Below are 26123 nucleotides of genomic sequence, written 5' to 3' on the forward strand. Positions count from 1 at the left end.
TCTCAGCGGTCATGAGTGCCAGCGACAAGCCCCGGCTTGCTGGTCGGCAACCCTCCAACCGCGGTGGGGTGCCCCGGGTGATGACCAGGTTGAGTACCCGCTGACAAGCGGTTACCGGCAAGCGCGGGTCCGTTGTGACGGGCCCCCAGAGAAGACAGCGGAGGTCCGGCGTGCGCAGTTACCGCTGAGTGCGTGAAATGCCCCTTTACGGCCCCTCACAACAGGAGAAGCTATGAGCACCGAACACGACGACCCGAGCGCTCGCTGGACCTTCGAAACCAAACAGGTCCACGCCGGACAGAGCCCCGACAGCGCGACCAACGCCCGCGCCCTGCCCATCTACCAGACCACGTCGTACACGTTCGACAGCACGGATCACGCCGCCGCGCTGTTCGGCCTCGCCGAGCCCGGCAACATCTACACGCGGATCATGAACCCGACGACCGACGTCGTCGAACAGCGCATCGCCGCGCTCGAAGGCGGCGTCGCCGCGCTGTTCCTGGCGTCCGGACAGGCCGCATCGACGTTCGCGATCCTGAACCTGGCCGACACCGGCGACCACATCGTGTCCAGCCCCCGGCTCTATGGCGGCACCTACAACCTGTTCCACTACTCGCTTCCGAAGCTCGGTATCGAGGTCAGCTTCGTGGACGATCCCGACGACCTCGACTCCTGGCGGTCCGCGGTGCGCCCGAACACCAAGGCCTTCTTCGCCGAGACGATCTCCAACCCGAAGATCGACGTGCTCGACATCCCCAACGTCGCCGCGGCCGCCCACGACGCCGGAGTTCCGCTGATCGTCGACAACACGATCGCCACGCCGTATCTGATCCAACCGTTGAGCCACGGCGCCGACATCGTCGTGCACTCGGCCACCAAGTACCTCGGCGGCCACGGCAACGCGATCGCGGGCGTGATCGTCGACGGCGGCGCGTTCGACTGGACCAACGGGAAGTTCCCCGGCTTCACCGAACCCGACCCCAGCTACCACGGCGTGGTGTTCGCGGAGCTGGGCCCGCCGGCCTATGCCCTCAAGGCGCGCGTGCAGCTGCTGCGCGACCTCGGTTCGGCGGCGTCGCCGTTCAACGCGTTCCTGGTGGCCCAGGGACTGGAGACGTTGAGCCTGCGCGTCGAGCGGCACGTCGAGAACGCACAGAAGGTCGCCGAGTATCTGGCGGGACACCAGGACGTCATCTCGGTCAACTACGCCGGGTTGCCGTCGTCTCCGTGGCACGAGCTCGGAAAGAAGCTGGCGCCCAAGGGGACCGGTGCCGTGCTCGCGTTCGAGCTGGCCGGTGGGGTCGACGCCGGAAAGGCGTTCGTCAACGCGCTGACCCTGCACAGCCATGTCGCCAACATCGGCGACGTGCGGTCGCTGGTGATCCATCCGGCGTCCACCACACATGCGCAGCTGGCGCCGGAGGAGCAGTTGGCCACCGGCGTCACACCCGGGCTGGTGCGCCTTGCCGTCGGCATCGAGGGCATCGACGACATCCTGGCCGATCTGGAGCAGGGCTTCGCGGCCGCCAAGCCGCTGCGCTCCGCAGGCAAGTCCGATCCGAACACCACGGCGGCGTTCTGATGACCCTCTCCGACCTGGAAGTCGAGGTGCCACTCCTGAATCTGCCCGCGGAAGGCGAGATCGGCGTGGTCGACATCGGCCCGCTGACGCTGGAGAACGGCGCGGTCATCGACGACGTGTCGATCGCCGTGCAGCGCTGGGGTGAGCTGTCGCCCGAGCGCGACAACGTCGTCGTGGTGCTGCACGCGCTGACCGGCGACTCCCACATCACCGGTCCCGCGGGACCCGACCATCCGACCCCCGGTTGGTGGGACGGCGTGGCCGGTCCCGGCGGACCCATCGACACCGACCGTTGGTGCGCGGTGGCGACCAACGTGCTCGGCGGGTGCCGCGGCTCGACCGGCCCGAGCTCACCACACCCCGACGGCAAGCCGTGGGGCTCGCGTTTCCCGGTCGTCTCCGTGCGCGATCAGGTGCGCGCCGACATCGCCGCGCTGGAGGCGTTCGGCATCACCGAGGTCGCCGCGGTCATGGGCGGCTCGCTGGGTGGCGCCCGCGCGCTGGAGTGGATGGTCGGCCATCCGGACCGGGTGCGCGCGGGGCTGGTGCTGGCCGTCGGCGCGCGTGCCACCGCGGACCAGATCGGCACCCAGAGTTCTCAGGTCGCCGCGATCAAGGCCGACCCGAACTGGCAGAACGGCGACTACTACGGCACGGGCCTGTCCCCCGATCTCGGCATGGAGATCGCCCGGCGGTTCGCCCATCTGACCTACCGCGGGGAACTCGAGCTCGACACGCGGTTCGCCAACGATCCGCAGGACGACGAGGACCCCGGCGTCGGCGGCCGCTACGCCGTGCAGAGCTATCTGGAGCATCAGGGCCGAAAGCTGGTGTCGCGGTTCGATGCCGGCACGTATGTGGCCCTGACCGAGGCGCTGTCCGGCCACGACGTCGGACGCGGACGCGGGGGTGTCGAGGCCGCGCTGCGCGGCTGTCCGGTGCCCGCGGTGGTCGGCGGCATCACCTCCGACCGGCTCTACCCGCTTCGGCTGCAGGAGGAGCTGGCCGAATTGCTGCCGGGCTGCGCCGGTCTCGATGTCGTGGAGTCGATCTACGGGCATGACGGCTTCCTGGTGGAGAGCGACGCGGTCTACAAGCTGATCCGGCGGGCGTTGGAGCTGGCAGCGCGGTGAGCCGACCGGAACAGGACCGCTCGCTGTCCTTCGGCGCCGAAGCCGCGGCCTACGAACGCGGTCGGCCGTCGTATCCGCCCGAGGCGATCGACTGGCTGCTGCCGTCGGCCGCCGCCAAGGTGCTCGACCTCGGGGCGGGCACGGGCAAACTGACCACGCGCCTGGTGGAGCGCGGCCTCGACGTCGTCGCCGTCGATCCGATTCCCGAAATGCTTGAGCTGCTGAGCCGTTCGCTTCCCGAGACGCCCGCTCTGCTCGGCACCGCCGAGGAGATCCCGCTGCCCGACGACAGCGTGGACGCCGTGCTGGTGGCCCAGGCCTGGCACTGGTTCGATCCCGACATCGCGGTCAAGGAGGTGGCGCGCGTGCTGCGCCCCGGCGGCCGGCTGGGCCTGGTGTGGAACACTCGCGACGAGCGGCTCGGCTGGGTCAAAGACCTCGGCCGCATCATCGGCCACGAGCACGATCCGTTCAGCAACACCGTGTCGCTGCCCGAGCCGTTCACCGGCGTCGAACGTCATCAGGTGGAGTGGACGAGTTACCTGACGCCCCAAGCGCTCATCGACCTCGTCGCGTCGCGCAGCTACTGCATCACCTCACCGGAGCAGGTGCGCACCAGGACGCTGGACCGCGTGCGCGAGCTGCTGGCGACCCATCCGGCGCTGGCCAACGCCACCGGGCTGGCGCTGCCGTACGTCACGGTGTGCATCCGGGCCACGCTGGCCTGACCGCCGCGCCGAACGTGGGTTACCCGCACGCCCTTTTCGAAAAAGCGTGCATCAAGCCCACACTCGGCGACTGAAGACTGAAGTGCTAGCTGGTGCCCAGCGGGTCGATGGTCCACGCGATGTAGAGCATCGTCGCGCTGACGGTCGCGGTGGTGACGAAATCGACGCCCCGGCTGCGCACCGCCAGCAGCCCCGCGCGGTCGTCGCTCAACAGCAGCCGCAGCGCGGCCGCCACCCCGACCCCGATCGCCATCACCAGCGCGCCGCGTCGCCAATAGCCCGCGACCACCAGGACGAACGCGGCGGCGAAGATCAGCCCGACCGACCAGAACGGCCATTGACCGGTGAAGACCTTGCGCGCGAACTCCTTTGGCGTCACGTCGCGGCCAGTACCTCCGCGCGCTCGACCACGTTCGTCAGCAGGAACGCCCGCGTCAGCGGGCCCACGCCACCCGGATTGGGCGAGACGTGCCCGGCGACGTCCCAGACGTCGGGGTGGACGTCACCGACGAGCTTGCCGTTCTCGTCGCGGCTGACCCCGACGTCGACGACCGCCGCGCCGGGCCGCACCATCTCGGCGGTCACCATGTGCGGCATCCCCGCCGCGGCGATGATGATGTCGGCCTCTCGCGCCAACTCCGGCAGATGACGAGTCGCGGTGTGGCACAACGTCACCGTCGCGTTCTCCGAACGACGGGTCAGCAGCAGCCCCAGCGGGCGCCCGACCGTCACACCGCGGCCGATGACGACGACATGCGCGCCGGCGATCTCCACCTCGTAGCGCCGCAGCAGGTGCACGATCCCGCGCGGGGTGCACGGCAGCGGGGCGGGTTCGTTGAGAACCAGCCGCCCGAGGTTGGTCGGATGCAGACCGTCGGCGTCCTTACCCGGATCGACGCGCTCCAGCGCGGCGTTCTCGTTGAGGTGCTTGGGCAGCGGCAACTGCACGATGTAGCCGGTGCACTCGGGGTTGGCGTTGAGCTCGTCGATCGTCTCGTCGAGCGTGGCCTGGTCGATGTCGGCGGGCAGGTCGCGGCGGATCGAGTTGATGCCGACCTTCGCGCAGTCGGAGTGCTTGCCGCGCACGTAGGCATGAGAGCCGGGGTCGTCGCCGACGAGCACGGTCCCCAGCCCCGGCGTGCGCCCCGCCACCGCGGCCGAGCCGCGAAGACGGCCCTGTGTCAGCGCCGCGACGCGTTCGGTGAGGTCGACGAAGATCTCGTCGCGCGTGGCCTTGCCGTCCAGTGTGATCGCACCCACGGGTCACAGTCTGGCATGCTCCTTGTCTATGAACACTGCGCCCAATGTGTTCACCCCGGCCAAGCTCGGCCCGGTGACGCTGCGCAACCGGATCATCAAGGCGGCGACGTTCGAGGCGTCGACGCCGAACGCGCTCGTCACCGACGATCTGATCAACTACCACCGGCTGCCCGCCGCCGGCGGAGTCGGGATGACGACGGTCGCCTACTGCGCGGTCGCCCCCGGCGGGCGCACCGACGGCTGGCAAATCTGGATGCGCCCGGAGGCGGTGCCGGGACTCAAGCGGCTGACGGATGCGATTCACGCCGAGGGCGCCGCGATCAGCGCGCAGATCGGCCACGCCGGACCGGTGGCGAACGCGCGGACCAACAAGGCCAAGGCGCTGGCGCCGATCCGGTTCTTCAACCCGCTGTCGATGCGGTTCGCCAAGAAGGCCACCCGTGAAGACATCCGCGAGGTCACCGAGGCGCACGCCAACGCCGCGCGCCTGGCCATCGAATCCGGTTTCGACGCCGTCGAAATCCACCTCGGCCACAACTATCTCGCCAGCTCGTTCCTGTCCCCGCTGCTCAACCGCCGCACCGACGAGTTCGGCGGCTCGCTGGAGAACCGCGCGAAGGTGGCCCGCGGCGTCGTCATGGCGGTGCGGCGCGCGGTGGAAAAGGAAGGCACCCCGATCGCGGTCACCGCGAAGCTGACCATGACCGACGGTGTGCGCGGCGGCATTCCGATCGAGGAGTCGCTGCAGACCGCGAAATGGCTCGAAGAGGACGGCGGCCTGGACGCCATCGAACTCACCGCCGGCAGTTCGCTGGTCAACCCGATGTACCTGTTCCACGGCGACGCGCCGATCAAGGAGTTCGCCGGCGCGTTCAAGCCGCCGATCCGGTGGGGTATCCGGATGACCGGCAAGAAATTCCTACGCGAGTACCCCTACCGCGAGGCGTTTCTGCTACGGCACGCCCAGAAGTTCCGCGCCGAGCTCAAGATCCCGCTGATCCTGTTGGGCGGCATCACCAACCGCGAGTCGATGGACCTCGCGATGGCCGAAGGCTTCGAGTTCGTCGCGATGGGGCGTGCGCTGCTGGCCGAACCGGACCTGATCAACCGCATCCAGGCCGACAGTTCGGTGCGCTCGATCTGCGATCACTGCAACAAGTGCATGCCGACGATCTACAGCCACACCCACTGCGTGCTGACCGGGGCGCCGGACAACTATCAGCCGTCGACGGCGGGCCGCGGCTCGACGTAGGCGACCATCGGTTCGGTCACCAACACGCGGTCGTCGGCGGTCACGACGAGTTCCTTGGCCGAGAACGTGTACGTGGCGCCCTCGTTCTCGACGGTGAAGACGCCGTCACTGTTTGCGACCGCGGGCGCGGTCAGCACCAGACCGTCGCTCATCCGCACCCCGCGGTACTCGTAGTTGCCGCCCCGTTCGCAGATCGCGACGAGCGCGAACTGAGTGCGGCCCAAAGCCGCTGGCTGCCATGGCGCCTCGCACCGGGCCTTGGAGTCGACGAACCCGCGGGCGTCGATCGCGATGGCGCTCTGCGCATCGACCGTCGGCGCCAGGAACGCCGCAACGACACAAAGCCCGCCAATGCCGACGACCAGGAACGGCGCCCGAGACACCATGACCTATGGTGACCACGTTTCGTCGCCATCTGCGAGCGACTCGCCGGACGACCGGCAAACTTTCACGGTCGGACCACCGTGCCCTCCGTGCCTACCGTTAGAGTTGGCGTCGATGAGCCGACCCGCCCCGCCCGCGCTGACCGTTCGGTACGACGGATCGACCCGAACCTTCGCGGCGGGGAACGACGTCGTCATCGGCCGCGATCTCCGCGCCGACGTTCGCATTGCCCACCCCCTGATCTCCCGTGCGCATCTGGTGGTGCGCTTCGATCAGGGCCGCTGGGTCGCGATCGACAACGGCAGCCTCAACGGGATGTTCGTCAACAACCGCAGGGTTCCCGCGGTCGACATCCACGACGGGCAGACCGTCAACATCGGCAATCCGGACGGTCCACGCCTGACTTTCGAGATCGGGCGCCACCAGGGCGCGGTGGGCCGCACACCGACCGTGGCGGTACCGATCGCCAACCAGCGGCCGACGGGCAACTACCCGTCGGGTCCGCCCTCGGGTCCGCACACCGCGCGGCCGTACGGGCCGCCGCCGGGGCAATCGCGTCCACAACCGACCTACCCGAGCGCGCCTGCGCCACCCCGGTATCCCAGCACGCCGCAGCCCGCGGCCTATACGACCCCGCAGCAGCCGGTGCGCCAGCCGATATCGTCACCGGCGCTCGAGTCGGCGACGATGATGGGGCCGACGGCGGCTCCGCGCTCCAGCGAGGGCAACCTCGCCACGAGCATGCTCAAGATCCTGCGACCGGGGAGCAGACCCGCCGACAACGCTCCCGGCGCGGTCAAGATCGGTCGAGCCACCGACAACGACATCGTCGTACCCGACGTGCTGGCGTCGCGCCACCACGCCACGCTGGTGCCGACACCTGCCGGTACCGAGATCGTCGACAACCGCAGCATCAACGGCACGTTCGTCAACGGTGCGCGGGTGGACTCGGCGCTGCTTCGCGACGGCGACAGGGTCACGATCGGCAACATCGACCTCGTCTTCTCCGGCGGGACGCTGGTCCGCGGCACCGAGACCGAGGCCGCGACCCGCACCGGCGGGCTGGAGGTGCACGGCGTCACGTGGACCATCGAGAACAACAAGACCCTGCTGGACAACATCTCGATCGCCGCGCGGCCGGGGACACTGACCGCCGTCATCGGCCCGTCGGGCGCCGGTAAGTCGACGTTCGCGCGGTTGGTCGCCGGCTACACCCATCCGACGACGGGCACGGTGACCTTCGAGGGACACAACGTGCACGCCGAATACGCGTCGCTGCGCTCCCGGATCGGGATGGTTCCGCAGGACGACGTCGTCCATGGTCAGTTGACCGTGCGTCAGGCGCTGATGTACGCCGCGGAACTGCGTCTGCCGCCCGACACCACGAAGGCCGACCGGGAACAGGTCGTCATGCAGGTGCTCGAGGAACTCGAGATGACCAAGCATCTGGAGACCCGCGTCGACAAGCTCTCCGGCGGCCAGCGCAAACGCGCCTCGGTGGCACTGGAACTGTTGACCGGCCCGTCGCTGCTGATCCTCGACGAGCCGACCTCGGGCCTGGATCCCGCACTGGACCGCCAGGTCATGACGATGCTGCGGCAACTGGCCGACGCCGGGCGTGTCGTGCTGGTGGTCACGCACTCGCTGACCTATCTCGACGTCTGCGATCAGGTGCTGCTGCTGGCGCCGGGCGGAAAGACCGCGTTCTACGGCCCGCCCAGCCAGATCGGTCCGTCGATGGGCACGACCAACTGGGCCGACATCTTCAGCTCGGTGGCCAGCGACCCCGAAGCGGCCAACGAGCGGTTCCGTTCCCAGCACGGGCCGCCGCCACCGCCACCGCCGACCGAACAGCCGTCCGATCTGGGCAGCCCGACGAGTACGAGCGTGCGGCGGCAGTTCTCGACGATCGCGCGCCGTCAGGTGCGGTTGGTGATCTCCGACCGCGGTTACTTCGCGTTCCTGATGCTGCTGCCGTTCATCATGGGCGTGCTGTCGCTGTCGGTTCCCGGCGACGTCGGGTTCGGGGTGCCGGTGCCCGCTATGCAGGGCGGCCCGGCACCCAACGAGCCGGGCCAGATCCTGGTCATGCTCAACGTCGGCGCCATCTTCATGGGCACCGCGCTGACCATCCGGGCGCTGATCGGTGAGCGGGCGATCTTCCGCCGCGAGCAGGCCGTCGGATTGTCCACGACCGCATACCTTTTGGCGAAGGTGTTCGTGTTCACGCTGTTCGCGATCGTGCAGTCGGCGATCGTGACGGCGATCGCGATCATCGGCAAGGGCTGGGGTCCGGGCGCCGTGGACAGCGGTGCGCTGATCGGTAACCGCAGTATCGAATTGTTCGTCGACATCGCGGTGACGACGGTGGCCGCGGCGATGGTGGGCCTGGCGCTGTCGGCGTTGGCCAGGTCCAACGAGCAGATCATGCCGCTGCTGGTGGTGGCGATCATGTCGCAGCTGGTGTTCTCGGGCGGCATGATCCCGGTGACGGACCGCATCGTGCTCGATCAGATGTCGTGGTTCACGCCTGCCCGTTGGGGTTTCGCGGCTTCGGCCTCGACGATCGACCTGATCCGGCTGGTGCCCGGCCCGTTGACGCCCAACGACCGCCACTGGGAACACAGCGCTGGCACATGGCTGTTCGACATGGCCATGCTGGCACTGATCTGCATCGGCTACACGGCGTTCGTGCGCTGGCGGATCCGGCTGAGCAGCAGCTAGCGCAAGCCGCTCACGACAGCAGCCAGTCGTTGGGCGAGAACAGCTCGCTGTGCACTCGCGCCGCGGTCACGCCCCGCGCCAACAATTGGGTGCGCACCGCCTGCACGAATCCGTTGTTGCCGCACAGATAGACCTCCGCGGTCGGGGGCAACTCGATGCCATCGAGCGTGAGCAGCCCCGGATGCACGCCGGTCTGCCCACCGGTCAGGCCGTCCTCGTACCAGACGTCCAGCGAGCCGTTCGTCAGCTGGGCCATCAGTTCGTGCTGTCGCTCCCGCAGCGGGTGGCTGCCGTCGCTGCGGTCGGCGTGCAACACCTGCACTAAAGTGTTGGGCGCCTCGGCCGCGAGGTACTCGAGGATGCCGACCATCGGAGTGATGCCGATTCCGGCCGAGATGAGCACCAGTGGTTGGTCGCCGGTGGGGGCGGGCAGATCACCGAACGGCACGGTGACGTCGAGGATGTCGCCGACGCAGACGTTCGCCGCGATCCAGGTGGAGACCTCACCGGCGGGCTGATCGCCGTTCGCGCCGACCGGCCTGACCGCGAACGTCAGCTCCTCTCCCGGCGCATTGACGAGGCTGTACTGGCGCAGTTGACGCGCACCGTCGGGCAGCGTGACACCGACCGAAACGTACTGTCCGGGACGGAATTCCGGGAACTTTCCGCCGTCCGGGCGGATTGTCAGCAGCACCGCGCCCGACGGGTCGTCGACCCGGGAGACGACACGGGCGCGTCGGTAGACGTCACCGTCGGCGACTTCCACCTCCGAGTAGAGCTCGTGCTCGATCTCGATCAAGGTCTGCGCCATGATCCAGTAGACCCGATCCCAGGCGGCGGCCACCTCCTCGGTCACCGTGTCGGCGCCCAGGACCGCGACGATCGCGGCGAAGAGGTGCTCGTGCACGATCGGGTACTGCTCTGCGGTGATGCCCAGTGACGCGTGCTTGTGCCCGATGCGGGACAGCAGTTCGGCCGGGTGCGGAAGCTCCGGGTCGACGAGGTGGGCGGCGAAGGTCGCGATGGACGCCGCCAGGGCCCGCTGCTGGGCACCCTGGGCCTGATTGCCGCGGTTGAACAAATTGCGCAACAGTTCGGGGTGGTTGGCGAACAGACCGCGGTAGAACTCGGTGGTGATCTCGTCGATGTGCGCACCGATCAGAGGGAGCGTGGCCGACACGATCTCGGCGTGCTGCGGGTCGAGGTCGGCGGCTGCGGGGGCAAAGGCGGTCATCGGGGGGCCCTTTCGGCGGGTTGGGTTGGAGGTTGCGAGTCGACGCCTCTGAGCGGCGGCCCGTGAATCAGGAGAAGCCCTGCGTCCCTTGTCAAGTCGGCGATGGTGTGGCGGTCGAGCTCGCGGTAGAACGCTTCCTTGGCGTCGGCGAGCGCGCGGCGCAACCGGCATGCCGACACCAGCGGACACGGATGGGTGCCGTCGCAATCGATGACCTCCCGGTCACCCTCGAGGCGACGGATCAACCAGCCCAGTGACGCCTCGCGCCCGGCCGCGGTCAGGGTCAGTCCGCCGACCCTGCCGCGCTGAGTGCTCACCACACCGAGTTCGGCCAACCGGGCGACCGCCTTGGCGACGTGGTTCTCCGAGGCGTGCGCACCGACTGCGATGGAGCGTGTGGTGACCCGTCGCTCCTCTGCTTCGCCGGCGGCGAGCAGCATCATCGTCCGAAGACCGAGGTCGGTGAACCGGGTGAGCTGCATACGACAGAACGTAGTAATTCGGTATCGCAGATGCGAGTTTTCCCGATGTGGGCTTAAACACCACATACGCTGCGGTTTTTTGATCAGGCGATTCCTGAGCTCATTCCCCGTGAATGTTCAGTCCGTGCGCGGCGGCGAAGGCCAGAGCCTGATCGACGTCGATCCTCACGCCGGTGAGGCTGGCGGTGGTCCACAGTGACGCGTCGGTCCGGGCGCCGCGGAGGTCGGCCCTGTCCAGTCGCAGGTTCTGCACCCGCGCCCCGCTCAGATCCGCGCCGCGCAACACCGCCTTCCGTAGGTCGGCGTCGACCAGGCCTGCTTCGCGCAACCGGCACCCGGTCAGATCGACACCGCGAAGATCGCATCCGCCGAGGACGGCCAGCGTCAGGTCGACGTCCACCAGTGTGATCGGCCGCAGGCGGCTCCCGGTGAATACCGATCCGAGCATGCTGCACTGCCGGAATATGCTGTGGTGCAGGGTCGCCCGCTCGAACCTGCAGTTCCGGAACGCCGAACCGGCATGCTCGGATTCGGTGAGGTCGACGCCGCGGAAATCGCACTCGTCGAAGACGACGCGTTCGGTGCGCAGCCTGCTGAGGTCGTCATCGCGAAAGTCGCGACCACTGTATTGCTCGTCGCACCACAGTCTTTCGTCGGGACGCACTCGGTCAACCAGGCAGGCTCGCCAGGGCGTACTCGGTGATCGCGATCAACGCCGCCTTGGCCGACTGCCGGTCACGCGCATCGACCGTGATCACCGGAACGTGCTCGCCCAGCGCCAACGCCTTGCGCACCGCGGCTACGGGATGGCTTGGTGCGCCGTCGAATTGATTGATCGCGACGAGGAAGGGCAGGTTGCGCGCCTCGAAGAAATCGACCGCGGCGAAGCTGTCCTGCAGACGCCGCACGTCGACGAGGACGATGGCGCCGATCGCGCCGCGGACGAGGTCGTCCCACATGAACCAGAACCGCCGCTGCCCGGGGGTGCCGAACAGGTACAACACCAGGTCGTCGGCCAGGGTGATGCGACCGAAGTCCATGGCTACTGTCGTGGTGTTCTTCTGCGGGGTGGCTTCCAGACCGTCGACACCCGCCGATGCGGTGGTCACCAGAGCCTCCGTCCGCAGCGGCATGATCTCGGAGACCGCGCCGACGAACGTCGTCTTCCCGGCGCCGAAGCCACCGGAGATGACAATCTTCGTGGAGGCGGTCTCCTCAAAGTGCCTTGAGGCCACGCAGTGTCCTTCCTATCAGCTCACGTCTTTCGTCGACGTCGGCCGACTCGCCCAGGGTGCTGCCGACCGCCACATAACCCTGCGTCACGAGATCCCCGATGAGCACCCGCGCCACGCCGAGCGGCAACGATAACTTCACCGCGATCTCGGCAACCGACGGGTGCTCGACGCACATCGCCACGATCTGCCCGCGCACGTCGTTACCCGGCCAGCGCGGCGGCTTGGCCGCGTCGACCGTCTCGATCGGTGCTTCCAGCGGTAGCGAGACGCGGGAGTCTGTGCGTCCCGCGGTCAGGATGTAGGGCCGGACCAGGCTCGGCTCGGCCGTAACGTCGCCCTCCCACTGGTCCATCGGCGGCTCACGAATGCTGGGGTGCGCGCCGTCGCGCGGACTGCACGACGGTGCCCACCCGCTCGACCAATACCGCCATCTCGTAACCGATCTGGCCGATGTCGCAGTTGCGCGCGGCCAGGGTGGCCAGGTTCGAGCCGTCACCGACCCGCATCAGGAGCAGGTAGCCGTTCTCCATCTCGACGACCGACTGCAGCACGTGGCCCCCGTCGAAGAGTTGCGCCGCACCCGTGGACAGGCTCGCCAGTCCGGAGGCCACCGCCGCGAGTTGGTCGGCCCGCTCGGTCGGGATGTGCTCGCTGGCCGCCATCAACAGCCCGTCGGCCGAGACCAGCACCGCGTGGGTCACCCCCGACACTTCGCGCGCGAATTTGGAGACCAGCCAGTCCAGCGAGTCGCGCTGCGTCGAACGAGCCGGATAAGTCATTCGGTATCGGTCCCTCTGGTCTCTCGTGCGTGCGAGCGCCCGGCGTGCACCCCGCCGAAGTGGCTGCTGATGCTGGCGCGAACGGCTTCCGGATCGCGTTGCGAGGCTCCCGGTGGCGCGTCGAACTCAGCCGCCGATGCTACCTCGCCGGTCTGCGCGGCACCCGGCACGAGGCGGGCACCCGGCGTGCGCACCGGAAGACCTTCGTCGGTGACGTCGGTGACGGGGGCCTCGTCGGCGGCGGCCGCGACCGACCAGCCGTGGTCCCACACCGACTCCCAGTTCAGGTCCTCGCTGTTGGCGAGTTCGGTCGGGTCGACCAGCCACTCCGACAGCATGCTCTGGTAAATCGAGTCGTCAGCATCGGCATCGGCCGTCTGCGCCGTCTGCGTCCGCGCCGCAAAGAAACTCGACGTGTCCGTCGGCCGGCCGGCCGGTTCCGGCTCTTGGTCCTCCTCCGCCGGCGGGGTCGGCACGGCCGAGATTCCGCTGGCGCCGGGATCGCGCTGCGGCAGCACCGACGTGTCGCGGTACTCGGGTTCGGCGTGATCCTCGTCGAGCGCCAGCGCCGTCGCGATCCCCGCATGGGCGTCGGCGGGTGTGGCGTACTCGGGCGCGCTGAACTGGTGCGGCTCGCCCGGTCGCCTCAACAACTCCGCCGGCACGTACACGCCCGCTGTCGTGCCCGAATCGGGTTCGCCGCCGATGGTGGACCGCAGCCGAACCACGAGCCCGTGTTGCGTGGCCAGCCGACCGACCACGAACAACCCCATGTGCCGCGCGGTGTACGGGTCGACCTGTCCGCCCGATTGCAAGCGGGTGTTGGCCACCCGCAGATCCGACTCGGTCATCCCGAGCCCGATGTCGCTCACCTCGATGACCAGTCCGCCGTTGGCGGTGTGTACGGCCGACACCCGAACCTGCGAGACCGGCGGCGAGTAGCGCAGCGCGTTGTCGAGCAGTTCGGCCAATAGATGCACCAGATCGCCGGCGACCGCGCCGACGACCTCACTGTCGGGCACGGTCGCGGTGACGACCCGGGTGTAGTCCTCGACCTCGGAGGCCGCGGCGTTGATCACCGCGGCGACCGGCACCGGCTCGGCCTGCTCACGGGGCACTCTCGCGCCGGACAGCACCAGCAGGTTGGCACCGTTACGTCGCATCCGGGCGGCCAGGTGGTCCAGCCGGAACAAGCTCTCCAGCCGTTCGGGGTCCTCTTCGTTGCGCTCCAGCCGGTCGATCAATGCCAGTTGCTGGTCGACCAGCGAGCGGCTGCGCCGCGAGAGCGTTTCGAACATGTCGGAGATCTGCAACTGCAACCGGGACTGTTCGGCGGCGAGGAATACCGCCTGCTCGTGCAGCTCGTCGACGGCATGCGCGACCTGGCCGACCTCCTCGGTCGTGTGCACCGGGATCGGCGTGATCTGCGGGGCGTCACCGCCGGCACGCACCCGTTCGATCTCCGCGCCGAGGTCTTCGTGGGCGACCTTGAGTGCACCGTCACGCAGCCGCCGCAGCGGTCGCACGAGCGTGCGCGCCACCAGGACCACGATGATCAGCGCGAGCAGCATCGACACACCGACGATGACCGCATCGCGGATCAGGGTGCTGCGCTGGGCATCGGCTCGATCCCGCACCGCCGATGTGACGGCCTCGCTGGTTCGGTCGATGATCTGGCGGGCGATCTGGTCGGTCGCGGCCACCGACCCCAGCAGTTCGGGGTTGTTGACCAGCGGCACCGCCGGGTCGGTCATCAGCGCCATCCGCTTGACGAACTCGGCCTGCAGCTTCTTGGCGTCGGGCGATCCGACACCGAGCACCTGGTTCATGCCGAACAGCGTCGACGGCTCGGTGCCGGCAAGTGCGATGACCGCTGTCCGCAACTCGGGCTCGGGTAGTTCCGCGCCGCGGGTCAGGGCGAGCGTCTGCATCGTCATCTGGCCGCGCGCCCCGATCGCCCGGGCCAGACCAACCGTCTGCGCGCGGATGCGTTCGTCGTCGACGCGGACGGATCCGGTCACCGCATCCTCGGCGGGCAACAGCAGCAGCGCGTACGCCTGGATGCCCTCGCGTAACCCGATGCTGTTCGAGGTGACCCTGTCCATCAAGGCCTGACCGTCGTTGATCATCGTGGTGATGCCCTGGCGGACGTCCGGGGCCACGTCGGTGGCCTCCATCCGCAGCTCGAGCTCACGACGGCTGGTGTCGAAGCGGCTCAGCGCAGTCTGCATGTCACCCTCGGTCGAGGTGGCCAGCATCGCCGCTTCCAACGACTCCATGTAGCCCTCGATCGCCGGCACCATTTCGGCGCGATCGGCGGCGCGGCGCAGATCGGCTTCGGCGGTCACGTCGCCGTAGATGCGTAAGCCGCCGAACGTCGCGGCCACGATCAACGGCACCACGACGATCGCGAGCACTTTCCAGCGGACCGGCCAATTGGACAGGACCCACCGCGACGGCCGTTTGACCGGCGGCTGCGGTTCGCGTTCGAAGTCGATCAGCGTGCCGTCGGACTGCTTGAGTTGGGAGAACACGCTCATCGGCATACGTCCGTTCGGATACTTCCCACTGATCTTCTACTGATATGCCCACCCGGCGGGCGCGTTCCGGCCCTGGCAATTGGACGAGTATGCCAGCGATATGCGGCCGAATCCACCATTCTTACTGAACAGACAGAGTTCATTACCGCAGGTGAAAGGCGGTGTGAGGATACCGAGCAAATACCGGGACCCGATCGTGATACGGCCCCGGCTGCAGCAGCCGCCTACGCCGGGCGCAGGATCGCGACGAGGAAGTCGGAGTCGTCGGTGAACGGCCGCAGGTCCCACGTGGACAACAGCAGATCGGGCGCGAGACCAGCGTTCGAGGCGTCGTCGAAGAAGTCGGCGAACGCGTAGTCGCGGCCGGCGCCGAAGCCGATCACCGCCCGCCCGTCGTCCTTCAGATGAGCGCGCAGCCGGGTGAGCACCTCGCCCCTGGTGCTCGGCGCCAGGAAGGTCATGACGTTGCCCGCCGACACGATGACGTCGAACTTCTCGGTGATACCCCGCGCGGGCAGGTCGAGTTCGGCGAGGTCGCCGACGAGCCACTGGGGGCCGGGATGGTCCTGTTCGGCCGCCCCGATCAACGCGGGGTCGACGTCGACGCCGACGACGCGGTGACCGGCGGCCGCCAGGTAGCCACCCAGCCGGCCGGGTCCGCAGCCCGCATCAAGGATGTGGGCGCCGCGGGGAACCATCGCGTCGACCAGGCGCGCCTCGCCCACCAGATCGTCACCGGCTCGCGCCATCGCGCGGAATCGTTCGATATACCAGTGGGAATGGCCGGGGTCGGCCGCCACCTTCTGCATCCAGAGGCTTTCCGCGACCATGCGAGCATTATCCCAACGCCCCGAAGCGCGCTGCCACCGAGAGGTCGTCGTTGTTCAATCTCTTGTTTTTCTCGCCGCGGATCGCGCCCAATACGGGCAACGCGATCCGGATGGTGGCGGCCACCGGCTGCGAACTGCACCTGGTGGAACCGATGGGCTTCGACCTGTCCGAGCCGAAGTTGCGGCGGGCCGGCCTGGACTACCACGACCTGGCGTCGGTGACCGTCCACCAAGATCTGCCCACGGCGTGGGCCGCGATGGCGTCCGAGCGGGTCTACGCGTTCACCGCGCACGCGTCGACGTCGTTCACCGATATCGAGTACCGGCCGGGTGACGTGCTGATGTTCGGTCCAGAACCGACCGGCCTCGACGAGGCGACGCTGGCCGACCCGCACATCACCGCGCAGGTACGGATCCCGATGCTGGCCGGAAGGCGCTCACTGAACCTGTCGAACGCGGCCGCGGTCGCGGTGTACGAGGCGTGGCGGCAGCACGGGTTCAGCGGCGCGACCTGATCACCAGGAGTTGAAGTGGGCGACTTGCTCGACGGGTAGCCGCTTGGCCGGGCGGAAGTCGGTGCCTTTGGTGTAGGCGATCGGGAACAACCCGCCCTGGCTGTACTGGTCGTGCGGAATGCCAAGGATGTCGGCGGCCTGCTTCTCGCCCTCACCCAGCAGGTGCAGCGTGGTCCACGCCGAACCGAGACCGCGCGAGCGCAACGCCAGCATGTAGCTCCACGCCGCGGGCAGCAACGACCCCCAGAAGCTGGCGCTGACGGCGCCGGGGACGCCGTCGACCCGCCCCTCGAGGCACGGAATCAACAGCCAGGGCGCCTTTTCCATGTTCTCGGCGAGGTACTCGGCCGACGACACCACGGCCTGGCGCCGCTCGCCTCGGCTGTCCCCCTCGGCGTACTCGGGTTCAGGCATGGTGCGGTACAGCTTCCAGCTGGTGCGATAGATGTCGGCGAGCGCCTTCTTCTTCTCGGCGTCGTCAACGAACATCCACTGCCAGGCCTGCGCGTTCGACCCCGTCGGTGCCTGTATCGCGATCTCCAGACACTCCAGCAGCACCTCACGGGGCACCGGCTTGTCGAAATCGAGCCGCTTGCGCACCGAACGGGTGGTGGTCAGGACTTCGTCGACGGACAGGTTCAAAGTCATTTTTCGAGACTACATTCGCACCATGGCAGTCAATTTCACCCAGGAGGTAGCCGACAGGCTTTCGTCGGACAAGCACGGCTGGTTGACCACCGTGGCCAAGTCGGGACAGCCCGTGCCGCGCTTGGTGTGGTTCTACTTCGACGGCACCGACGTGCTCGTCTATACCGAACCGAACGCCGCCAAGGTCAGGCATATCAGAGCGCATCCGCGGGTCAGCCTCAACCTGGACTCCGATGGAAACGGCAGCGGGATCATCGCCGTCGGCGGAACCGCGAGCGTCGACGCCGAGGACGCGAATCCGCTGGAGGACGAGCGGTATCGCGCCAAGTACGGCGAGTTCGCGGCAAGCCTCGGTTTCAGCGACGAGTTTCTCGCCGCCTACAACATGCGGCTGAAGATCAGCGTCGACAAGGTCTGGACCACGCCGACCGAGGGTTAGGGCTGGGTCGCCGCCGGCACCGTCGCGGTCCGAATCGGCCGCACCGCAAGCGCACACAGGCCGACCGCGGCGATCGCACCGAACGCGGTCCGTCCACCGGCCAGGTCGATGAGCGCACCGGCCGCCGGCGCGCCCAGGGCTTGACCGGCCGCGAGCGTGAAGAACGACAGCCCGACACCCGTGGAGGTGCTGTCGGGGTACAGCCGTGCGCCCCACAGCAACGCCAGTCCCGTCAACGCGATGTACGACCCGCCGAACAGCGTGGCGGCCACGATCATCACGACAAGGCTGGACGGGGCGACCGCCAGCAGCGCCGTCGCGGAGGCCATCGTGACGGTCGCGGCCACCCAGGCCCACTGCAATCCGATCCGCTGCACCGCATCACCTGCGAGCGCCCCGGCGATACCCGCTGCGCCGATGACGAGCCACAGCAACAACGAGCGGGTGGCGCCGGCCCCGCCGACCGTGGTGATCAGGTCGCGGCCGAACGTCCACACCGCGACGCTGCCGACGCCCGTCAGCAGGGATGCCAGCAACAAGCCGAAAGTGCCTGGGCGCCATAGGCGATCAACCCGTTTCGCGGCGCGCCGCGTTGAGGCGGGGACGGCATGGAACACCCAGAGCGTCACCGCCGCCGACACCAGCGCGTACACCACCCACGCGGCGCGCCAGTGGCTCAACAACAGCAGCGCGATCGGTGCCGACAGCAGCACACCGATTCCCGTGCCGCCGTTGACCACGGTTTGGGCGCGGTCGGCCGTGCTCGGTGGCACGTGCTGGGCGACGGCGGCGGCCAGTGGAGGTGAGACGATGCCGGTGCTACAGCCCGCGACCAGCACACCCACCGCGAGCACCCACGCCGAGGGCGCCAGCGCGATGAGGGAGATCCCCAGTGTGGCAACGACTCCGGCGGCAACCGCGACTCGTCGCGGGCCGATGCGGTCGGTCAGCAACAGGCTGGCGGTGATCGCCGCGCAGTAACCGATGTAGCTGCCGGCGCCGATCACGCCGGTGATGGTGGGGCTCAGACGAAAGGTTTCGCCGAACACCGGGCCGAACAGGCCGTAGGAGAACCGCCCGAAGCCGTAGCAGCAGGCGATGAGTGCGGTACCCGCACCGACGAGAAAATAGACGGGTCGCCGCACTGCTCAACCGTAGCGGGCTAGCGGAAGTCGCGAGATTTGGAGCCGATCGCCAAGGTGAGCTTGCCCATCCGCTCGGCGACGACGGTGACGGCGCCGGTGGCGTTCTGCACCTGACCGCGGATCAGCAGTGCCGGAGCCGTCTGCGCCAGCTTGCGGTACCGCGCCCACACCCCGCGCGAACAGATGACGTTGACCATTCCGGTCTCGTCCTCGAGGTTGAGGAAGGTCGCCCCCTGCGCGGTCGCCGGCCGCTGTCGGTGCGTCACCGCCCCGGCCACCAACACCCTCGAGCCGTCGGGCACGTCCAGTAGCTTGTCGGCCGGGATGACACCGAGGTCGTCGAGATCTCCACGGAGGAACTGCGTCGGATAGCTGTCGGGAGACACACCGGTCGCCCACACGTCGGCGGCGGCCAGCTCGAGTTCGGTCATCCCCGGCAGTGAGGGAACGTGCGACGAGGCGCCCACACCCGGCAGTCGGTCGGGCCGTTGGCTGGCGGCCGCACCGGCCGCCCACAACCCTTCGCGCCGGGTGATGCCGAAGCAGCCCAGCGCTCCCGCGGTGGCCAGCGCCTCGGTCTGCGGCACCGACAGCTGCACCCGCTGCGTCAGATCCAACAGGGAATCGAACGCGCCGTTGGTCTTTCGCTCCTCGACGAGCTGCTCGGCCAGTTCGTCGCCGATGTGCCGGACCGCCCCCAGCCCCAACCGCACCTCGGTGCCCGCGTTCTCCAGGGTCGCGTGCGCCAGGCTGGCGTTGACGTCCGGCCCGTGCACGGTGACACCGTGCCGGCGGGCATCGGCCACCAGCGTCTGCGGGGAGTAGAAGCCCATCGGCTGGGCCCGCAGCAACGCGGCGCAGAACGCGGCGGGATGGTGCAATTTGAACCACGAGGAGTAGAACACCAGCGACGCGAAGCTCAGCGAATGACTCTCGGGGAAACCGAAATTCGCGAAAGCCTCGAGCTTCTCGTAGATGCGGTCGGCGACTTCGCCGGTGATGCCGTGACGCTGGCGCATACCGTCGTAGAACCTGCTCCGCAGCCGGCGCATCCGTTCGGTCGACCGTTTGGATCCCATCGCGCGGCGCAGCTGGTCGGCTTCGGCGGCGGAGAAACCGGCGCAGTCCACCGCGAGCTGCATGAGCTGTTCCTGGAACAGCGGCACCCCCAGCGTCTTGTGCAACGCGGGCTCCATCGACGGGTGGTCGTAGGTGACGGGTTCTTCCCCGTTGCGTCGCTTGATGTAGGGATGCACCGACCCGCCCTGGATGGGGCCGGGCCGGATCAGCGCCACCTCGACGACCAGGTCGTAGAACACGCGGGGTTTGAGCCGCGGCAAGGTCGCCATCTGGGCGCGCGACTCCACCTGGAACACCCCGACGGAGTCCGCTTTCTGCAGCATCTCGTACACGGCGGGCTCGGACAGGTCCAGTTTCGCCAGGTCGACGTCGATGCCCTTGTGCTCGCGCACCAGGTCGATGCAGTAGTGCAGCGCCGAGAGCATGCCGAGGCCGAGCATGTCGAACTTCACCAAACCGATTGCCGCGCAATCGTCTTTGTCCCACTGCAATACGCTGCGGTTCTCCATCCGGGCCCATTCGACCGGGCACACGTCGGCGATGGGCCGATCGCAGATGACCATGCCGCCGGAGTGGATGCCCATGTGCCGGGGCAGGTTGGAGATCTGCTTGGCCAGGTCGACAACCTGCTCGGGAATGTCCTCGGTGTGTGGCGCGTCGGCGAGGTTGCCCCACTGACCGAGTTGTTTGCTCCAGGCGTCTTGCTGGCCTTGTGAGAAGCCGAGCGCGCGGGCCATATCGCGCACCGCGCTGCGGCCGCGGTAGGTGATGACGTTGGCGACCTGCGCGGCGTAGTCGCGGCCGTAGCGGTCGTAGACGTACTGAATGGCCTTCTCCCGCAGGTCCGATTCGATGTCGATGTCGATGTCGGGTGGGCCGTCGCGCGCCGGGGACAGAAACCGTTCGAACAGCAACTCGTTGGCGACCGGGTCGACGTTGGTGACACCGAGCGCGTAGCAGACCGCCGAATTGGCCGCCGATCCCCTGCCCTGGGCCAGGATGCCGTTCTCCTTACAGAAGCGGGTGATGTCGTGGACCACCAGGAAGTACCCGGGGAAGGTCAGCTGTTCAATGACTTTCAGCTCATGTTCGATCTGAGCGTATGCCCGCGGTGCCCGCTGCGGTGGGCCGTACCTGTTTCGGGCCCCCGCCATGACCAGGTGGCGCAGCCAACTGTCCTCGGTGTGGCCCTCGGGGACGTCGAACGGCGGCAACTGGGGTGCGATCAGGGCGAGCCCGAATGCGCACTGCTCACCGAGCTCGGCCGCGGCGGTCACGACCTCGGGTCGGTCGGCGAACAGTCGCGCCATCTCCGCACCCGACCGCAGATGTGAACCACCCAGCGGCGCAAGGTAACCGGCGGCCTCGTCCATCGAGTGGCGGGCGCGGATCGCCCCCATCGCCATGGCCAGCCGACCCCGCGAGGGTTCGGCGAAATGGGCGGCGGTGGTCGCGACCACGCTCAGACCGAACCGGGGCGCCAGCTCAGCAAGGATGGCGTTGCGTTCGTCGTCGCAGGGGTGCCCGTGGTGAGTGAGTTCGACGCTGACCCGGTCGCGGCCGAAGCGGTCGACCAGGTCGGCGAGCGCACAGCTCGCCGCCTCGGGGCCTTTGGAAAGCGCCTGCCGGACATGGCCTTTGCGGCAACCGGTGAGGATGTGCCAGTGTCCGCCCGCGGCCTCGGTCAACGCGTCGTAGTCGTAGTGCAGCTTGCCCTTCTCGCCGCCGGCGAGGTGCGCCTTGGCGAGTTCGCGCGACAGCCGCCGGTAGCCCTCGGGGCCGCGCGCAAGCACCAGTAGGTGCGGGCCGGGCGGGTCGGGGTCTTCGGTCCGGTTGCCCCCGCCCAGCGACAGTTCGGCGCCGAACACCGTCGACATGTCCAGTTCCTTGGCGGCCTCGGCGAAGCGCACCACCCCGTAGAGGCCGTCGTGGTCGGTCAGCGCGATCGCCCGCAGGTCGAGGCGGGCCGCCTCCTCGACCAGTTCCTCCGGTGTGCTGGCGCCGTCGAGGAAGCTGTACGCCGAATGCGCGTGCAGTTCGGCGTACGGGACCGAGGACCTGGGCCGCTGGAGGTCGAGCGGTTGGTACTCGCCGCGCTTGCTCGACCAGGCGGGGCTGTCGCCGCCGTCGCCGATCTGCTCGTCGATGGGCCAAGCGCCGGCGCGGCGCGGTTTCCCGTTGAGCACGCGCTCCATTTCCACCCAGCTCGGCGGCCCGGTATGCCAGCCCATGCCTGCAGTCTATCGAATATGTGTTCGATAGCCAGATTGGCGGTGTTAGGCGACAAAATTCCTGGTTATCCCCAAGGCGAGGTTCATCCACAGCCGGTGCGACGGAGTGCGCCAGCGGCCGATACGCGTCTGTCCGCGGTACTAAATTCGCTTGTATGTTCGATCAGTTGGTACAGGCGGCCGACGGGGCGCGCGGCGCTGGGGCGGCCGGCGCGTGGGCGCGCATCGAGAACGCCGCCTGCGCGCGACGGCTCTCGGCGGCGGCCGATGTCTTGGATCGGATGTACGCCGCCGACGGTTCGGCCGAGCGCGACCAATGGATCCTCGACAACTACGCCGCGGTCGCCGCCGAGATCGCCCCCGCCCAGCAGGTGTCGCTGGGAATCGCGGCGTCCCAGTTGGAGATCGCGATCGCCCTGCGCGACCGGTTACCTCGAACGAACGCGGTGTTCCTGACCGGTGCAATCACCTACCGCACTGTCGCTGCCATCGTGTTCCGCACCCACCTGATCCAGGATGGCGACGCGCTGGCCGGCGTCGATTCCGCTATCGCCGCGCACGTCCAGGGATGGACCGCGCTGTCATTGAACAAGTTGCACAGCGCGATCGACTACTGGGTCGACCGCTTCGACCCCGCTGCTGTGCGCCGCGCCGAGAACAGTTCGCGCAGCCGCTATATCGAGATCAAGGACAGCGGAGACGGCTCCGGTGTCGCCCATATCGAAGCTACGGTGTTCGCCCACCACGGCGAGTTCATCGACCAAAGACTTGACGCCTTGGCCGCCACGGTGTGCGAAAACGACCCTCGCACCCACGAGCAGCGTCGGGCGGACGCCGCCGCTGCCGCGTTCGACGGCGCCCAGTCACTGCCGTGCGAGTGCGGATCAGACGAGTGCCCCGCCGCGGGCATCCCCGCCGACGATGTGATGGTGCACGTAGTGGCCAGCGAGGACACGCTCGACGATGCAACCCCCGCCGAATTGGACGGCGACAAGCCCGTTGAGCCGATCGAGGCCGGCGATTCCACGCTCGGTGGCCCGGCCGCGGCGGGGCCGGGCTATGTGATCGGTCGCGGAGTGGTGCCGGCACCGATCGTGGCCGCCAAGCTCGCCGTCGCCAAGCGTCGACCCGTGAGGCATCCCGGGGACGCGCCTCCGGAGAAGCGGCGTACTCCCTCGGCGGCGCTGGCGTGGTTCATTCGCTGCCGCGATCTGTCGTGCCGCTTCCCGAATTGCGACAAGCCCGCCACTCAGTGCGACCTCGACCACACGGTCCCCTACCCACGAGGCGCCACGCAGGCATCAAACCTCAAGTGTCTGTGTCGAACTCACCATCTCTGCAAGACGTTTCTTGGTTGGCGTGATCGACAACATCCGGACGGCACCGTGGATTGGCTCTCACCGACCGGGCAGAAGTACACGACCCATCCGGGTAGCAGGCTGCTGTTCCCGTCGCTGTGCCGACCGACAGCGCCCGCGGTCATCGATCCGAGCGTCGATCTTCTCGATGACGCGGTTCGATGCTTGAAGATGCCGCGGCGCAGGCGAACCCGCGAACAGAACCGCGCGGCGGCCATCGAAGCCGAGCGTCAACGCAACCAGCCCTACGCCGACGAGCGCAATAAGCCACCGCCCTTCTAATCGGTGACGGCGAGCAGGCGCCAATCGCCTGGCACACCCTTCAATTGGTGTGTCCCACGGTCCGCGAACTCGAGCCCTGAGCCAATCACCAGGTCGCGCAGAGTACTTGACACCAGCACGTCGTTGGGCCCGGCCAGGGCGGCGACGCGTGCACCGATATGCACGGCAATCCCGCCGATGTCATTACCACGCATCTCGCACTCGCCGGTGTGCAAGCCCGCGCGCACTTCGACGTCAAGTGCCTGCACGGCGTCGCGGATCGCCATGGCGCAGCGGATCGCTCGCTGCGGACCGTCGAACATCGCGACAAATCCATCGCCTGTGGTGTTCACCTCGCGACCGCGAAAACGCGCCAACTGCGCACGGATGACGGCATCGTGCGCATCAAGCAGGGCGCGCCAGTCGCGGTCACCCATCTCCGAGGCGCGGCGCGTCGAGTCCACGATGTCGGTGAACAACACCGTCGCCAGCACGCGATCGTCCACCATCTCGGGCTGATGTCCGGTGAGGAACTGCGCAATCTCCTCGAAGGAATCTCGCCAGGGTTCGACGATGTGCAGTAGATTGCGTCCGGGTAGCTCGGCATACTTGGCACCTGGAATGCAATCCGCGATGTACTTGCCCCAATCCCGCGGTATGACAGCGTCATCCAGGTGTTGGATGACGAGGGTGGGTACCCGGATCGCCGGTAGCAGTGCACGCACGTCCATTTCGGACATGAACCGCATCATCGAGGCGGCGGTGCTTGGGCTGGCCGACAGGCGTTCCACGCGAGCCCAGCTTGCCCGGACCTCTTCGTTCCACGGCATGTCCGGGTTCAAGAAGTGCTGCGACTCTCCGGTGCCCCACTTGCCGACCATTGCGGCTAGGACCTCCTCGGGAGTGGGTCCACCAACGCGCGCAGCGTTCGGATCGGCATAGCCCTCCAGCACGACCAGCCCGATTGTGCGTGAAGGATGCGTTGCCGCGAAAAGCGCTCCCGCCGCGAACGCGCCGACACCGGCGATCAGGATGGCTTCGCTACTGCCCAGTTCGTCGAGAACCGCGCTGATGCTGTCGACCCATGTTTCCAAGGTCGCCGGCGCATCTCCCGGGACCGGATCAGAGGCCCCCATGCCTGGCTGATCAAAGAAGATCAGCCGACCGAGCGATGTCATCGCCTCCACCCATCCGCGTGTGGCCGGAAGCTCTGGAGCGAGTTCGCAGTTTGAGAACCAGTTCGGGACCACAACGATGTCGCGCTCACCCTCGGGCGACGCGCGATAGGCGACCCGCAAGTCACCGTTCAATGCATAACGCGTCTCCGCGAACATCGCCCGAAGGTTTAGGGCAAGTCGTCGGGACCGAGTTGTTCGCGCGGCACCACCACCATCGGCACGTCGAGCACCCGCAGCATCTTGGCGGCCTTAGACCCGAGGAACAATCGCCGCGGCACGCTGAGCCGACTCGACCCGACCATGATCAGGTCTCCGTCGCGCCACTCCAACTTGCCCACCGCCTCCTCGATCGTCGCACCCTCGACAATCATCGACGTCACCGGAAAGTCATCCGGCAGCTCTGATTTCGCCAACTCGAGTACATGATGCGCATGGGCGAGGGCACGCTCCCGCACGGCATCGCCGTCGCCGCGGAGCACACCGAAGGTCGGGTCCAGTGCCACCAGCGACACCAATCGCAGCGGCGATCCCGCTGCCCGGCTGAAGCGAACAGCTATGTCCAACAACACATCTGCGCCTTCACGCTCACCGATCGCACACGTCGTCTCCCGAACACGGTCGACGGGTGAATTCCTGGTGCCCCGAGGCGCGACGGCTACCGGCAACGGCGCCGAGTGCAACAGCCCGTTGACCGTCGATCCCAGTGAGTAACTGCCGACCAGGCCGCCCGATCCGCCGACGACGATCATGTCGGCCTCCACGCGCGCCGCTTCCTGGATCAGCCCGTCAGCGGGCGAGTCGTCGATGCGGACGTGGCTGCGCAGCACGATCTCGTCCGGCACCGACGCGCGGGCCTCCTCCAACCACTGCTCGGCCTGCGCCACGAGATGCTTCTCGAAATCCCCGACCGGCTTGATGGACGGCACCACCCGGTCCGGCGGCAGCACCATGCAGAGATCGAGCTCGGCGCCCAGCGTGCGCGCAAGCCGCACACCGAGCGCCAGCGCATCTGCGCCGCCGGGAGTGGCCAGATATCCAACGACGAGCCTCATGGTCGATCATCCTTTCAACCTGAAGCGATCAACGCCCGTGGATCGACCAAATG

General features: G+C 68.0%; 24 protein-coding genes and 1 riboswitch. Of the genes, 8 read left to right on the top strand and 16 right to left on the bottom strand.

What is annotated here, in order from left to right; all coding sequences use genetic code 11:
* Positions 1-7 precede the first annotated feature (7 nt).
* A riboswitch (SAM riboswitch) is annotated at positions 8-130 on the top strand.
* Between the two features lie 102 nt (positions 131-232).
* Genes RMCN_RS27875 through RMCN_RS27885 form a run of 3 tightly spaced genes read left to right on the top strand, consistent with a single transcriptional unit; the run spans position 233 to position 3443 of the window.
* Entirely contained in the window at positions 233-1582 is a 1350-nt protein-coding gene (locus RMCN_RS27875) for a bifunctional o-acetylhomoserine/o-acetylserine sulfhydrylase (protein WP_067396104.1), read from the top strand.
* Positions 1582-2715, top strand: a complete 1134-nt coding sequence (gene metX / locus RMCN_RS27880) for a homoserine O-acetyltransferase MetX (RefSeq protein ID WP_067396106.1) — start codon at positions 1582-1584, stop codon at positions 2713-2715. Before RMCN_RS27875 ends, metX begins: the two co-directional genes overlap by 1 nt.
* Positions 2712-3443 carry a class I SAM-dependent methyltransferase gene (locus tag RMCN_RS27885; RefSeq protein WP_064413352.1) on the top strand — a complete coding sequence of 244 codons (732 nt, stop codon included), beginning with the start codon at positions 2712-2714 and terminating at the stop codon, positions 3441-3443. Before metX ends, RMCN_RS27885 begins: the two co-directional genes overlap by 4 nt.
* Before the next feature lie 85 nt (positions 3444-3528).
* Here the strand turns inward: RMCN_RS27885 and RMCN_RS27890 are convergent, their stop codons facing one another.
* Both RMCN_RS27890 and RMCN_RS27895 read right to left on the bottom strand, forming a co-directional pair.
* Positions 3529-3822, bottom strand: coding sequence for a DUF3017 domain-containing protein (locus RMCN_RS27890; RefSeq protein WP_064345713.1), 294 nt, complete (start codon positions 3820-3822; stop codon positions 3529-3531).
* Positions 3819-4703 (bottom strand): bifunctional methylenetetrahydrofolate dehydrogenase/methenyltetrahydrofolate cyclohydrolase, encoded by an 885-nt coding sequence (locus RMCN_RS27895; protein ID WP_064345712.1) that lies wholly within the window; start codon positions 4701-4703, stop codon positions 3819-3821. Before RMCN_RS27895 ends, RMCN_RS27890 begins: the two co-directional genes overlap by 4 nt.
* A gap of 28 nt (positions 4704-4731) precedes the next feature.
* Between RMCN_RS27895 and RMCN_RS27900 the strand changes: the two genes are divergently transcribed.
* The gene (locus tag RMCN_RS27900) at positions 4732-5955 is read left to right on the top strand and encodes an NADH:flavin oxidoreductase (protein ID WP_067396110.1); all 1224 of its coding nucleotides are present in this window, start codon (positions 4732-4734) and stop codon (positions 5953-5955) included.
* On the opposite strand, the gene RMCN_RS27905 is transcribed toward RMCN_RS27900, so the two are convergent.
* Entirely contained in the window at positions 5922-6338 is a 417-nt protein-coding gene (locus RMCN_RS27905) for a hypothetical protein (protein WP_131808619.1), read from the bottom strand. The genes RMCN_RS27900 and RMCN_RS27905 overlap by 34 nt on opposite strands.
* A 115-nt stretch (positions 6339-6453) precedes the next feature.
* On the opposite strand from RMCN_RS27905, the gene RMCN_RS27910 reads away from it, so the two are divergent.
* Positions 6454-9063, top strand: a complete 2610-nt coding sequence (locus tag RMCN_RS27910; protein ID WP_064413349.1) for an FHA domain-containing protein — start codon at positions 6454-6456, stop codon at positions 9061-9063.
* 10 nt (positions 9064-9073) lie between these two features.
* On the opposite strand, the gene RMCN_RS27915 is transcribed toward RMCN_RS27910, so the two are convergent.
* The 8 genes from RMCN_RS27915 to RMCN_RS27950 all read right to left on the bottom strand — a co-directional run bounded on the left by RMCN_RS27915 (position 9074) and on the right by RMCN_RS27950 (position 16163).
* Positions 9074-10297, bottom strand: a complete 1224-nt coding sequence (locus RMCN_RS27915; RefSeq protein ID WP_067396118.1) for a globin domain-containing protein — start codon at positions 10295-10297, stop codon at positions 9074-9076.
* Entirely contained in the window at positions 10294-10779 is a 486-nt protein-coding gene (locus RMCN_RS27920) for an RrF2 family transcriptional regulator (protein WP_064413347.1), read from the bottom strand. Before RMCN_RS27920 ends, RMCN_RS27915 begins: the two co-directional genes overlap by 4 nt.
* A gap of 100 nt (positions 10780-10879) precedes the next feature.
* Positions 10880-11443 (bottom strand): pentapeptide repeat-containing protein, encoded by a 564-nt coding sequence (locus RMCN_RS27925; protein WP_067396119.1) that lies wholly within the window; start codon positions 11441-11443, stop codon positions 10880-10882.
* Between the two features lie 4 nt (positions 11444-11447).
* On the bottom strand, positions 11448-12014 hold the full coding sequence (locus tag RMCN_RS27930; protein WP_067396122.1) for a GTP-binding protein: 567 nt from the start codon (positions 12012-12014) through the stop codon (positions 11448-11450).
* Positions 11995-12366, bottom strand: coding sequence for a DUF742 domain-containing protein (locus tag RMCN_RS27935; protein ID WP_067396126.1), 372 nt, complete (start codon positions 12364-12366; stop codon positions 11995-11997). The genes RMCN_RS27930 and RMCN_RS27935 overlap by 20 nt, the downstream gene beginning before the upstream one ends.
* 7 nt (positions 12367-12373) lie before the next feature.
* Entirely contained in the window at positions 12374-12793 is a 420-nt protein-coding gene (locus RMCN_RS27940) for a roadblock/LC7 domain-containing protein (protein ID WP_064345702.1), read from the bottom strand.
* Positions 12790-15333 carry a HAMP domain-containing sensor histidine kinase gene (locus RMCN_RS27945; RefSeq protein ID WP_067396128.1) on the bottom strand — a complete coding sequence of 848 codons (2544 nt, stop codon included), beginning with the start codon at positions 15331-15333 and terminating at the stop codon, positions 12790-12792. Before RMCN_RS27945 ends, RMCN_RS27940 begins: the two co-directional genes overlap by 4 nt.
* Positions 15334-15557: 224 nt before the next feature.
* Positions 15558-16163 carry a class I SAM-dependent methyltransferase gene (locus tag RMCN_RS27950; protein ID WP_064413343.1) on the bottom strand — a complete coding sequence of 202 codons (606 nt, stop codon included), beginning with the start codon at positions 16161-16163 and terminating at the stop codon, positions 15558-15560.
* Between the two features lie 50 nt (positions 16164-16213).
* On the opposite strand from RMCN_RS27950, the gene RMCN_RS27955 reads away from it, so the two are divergent.
* The gene (locus tag RMCN_RS27955) at positions 16214-16678 is read left to right on the top strand and encodes a tRNA (cytidine(34)-2'-O)-methyltransferase (RefSeq protein ID WP_067396130.1); all 465 of its coding nucleotides are present in this window, start codon (positions 16214-16216) and stop codon (positions 16676-16678) included.
* On the opposite strand, the gene RMCN_RS27960 is transcribed toward RMCN_RS27955, so the two are convergent.
* On the bottom strand, positions 16679-17326 hold the full coding sequence (locus RMCN_RS27960) for a nitroreductase family protein (protein ID WP_064413341.1): 648 nt from the start codon (positions 17324-17326) through the stop codon (positions 16679-16681).
* Positions 17327-17348: 22 nt separating this feature from the next.
* On the opposite strand from RMCN_RS27960, the gene RMCN_RS27965 reads away from it, so the two are divergent.
* On the top strand, positions 17349-17765 hold the full coding sequence (locus RMCN_RS27965) for a TIGR03667 family PPOX class F420-dependent oxidoreductase (protein WP_067396132.1): 417 nt from the start codon (positions 17349-17351) through the stop codon (positions 17763-17765).
* Here RMCN_RS27965 and RMCN_RS27970 read toward each other — a convergent pair.
* A complete protein-coding gene (locus RMCN_RS27970) occupies positions 17762-18910 on the bottom strand; it encodes a YbfB/YjiJ family MFS transporter (protein ID WP_067396134.1) in 1149 nt (382 codons plus the stop codon). The two genes, RMCN_RS27965 and RMCN_RS27970, sit on opposite strands and share 4 nt — an antisense overlap.
* 17 nt (positions 18911-18927) lie before the next feature.
* The gene (locus RMCN_RS27975) at positions 18928-22221 is read right to left on the bottom strand and encodes an error-prone DNA polymerase (RefSeq protein ID WP_067396136.1); all 3294 of its coding nucleotides are present in this window, start codon (positions 22219-22221) and stop codon (positions 18928-18930) included.
* A gap of 155 nt (positions 22222-22376) precedes the next feature.
* Between RMCN_RS27975 and RMCN_RS27980 the strand changes: the two genes are divergently transcribed.
* Positions 22377-23861 (top strand): HNH endonuclease signature motif containing protein, encoded by a 1485-nt coding sequence (locus tag RMCN_RS27980; protein WP_067396140.1) that lies wholly within the window; start codon positions 22377-22379, stop codon positions 23859-23861.
* Here the strand turns inward: RMCN_RS27980 and RMCN_RS27985 are convergent.
* The gene (locus RMCN_RS27985) at positions 23858-25174 is read right to left on the bottom strand and encodes an adenylate/guanylate cyclase domain-containing protein (RefSeq protein WP_067396142.1); all 1317 of its coding nucleotides are present in this window, start codon (positions 25172-25174) and stop codon (positions 23858-23860) included. The genes RMCN_RS27980 and RMCN_RS27985 overlap by 4 nt on opposite strands.
* An 11-nt stretch (positions 25175-25185) precedes the next feature.
* A complete protein-coding gene (locus RMCN_RS27990) occupies positions 25186-26070 on the bottom strand; it encodes a universal stress protein (RefSeq protein ID WP_067396144.1) in 885 nt (294 codons plus the stop codon).
* Positions 26071-26123 lie beyond the last annotated feature (53 nt).

This window comes from Mycolicibacterium novocastrense, assembly GCF_001570485.1.
Classification (GTDB): Bacteria; Actinomycetota; Actinomycetes; order Mycobacteriales; family Mycobacteriaceae; genus Mycobacterium; species Mycobacterium novocastrense.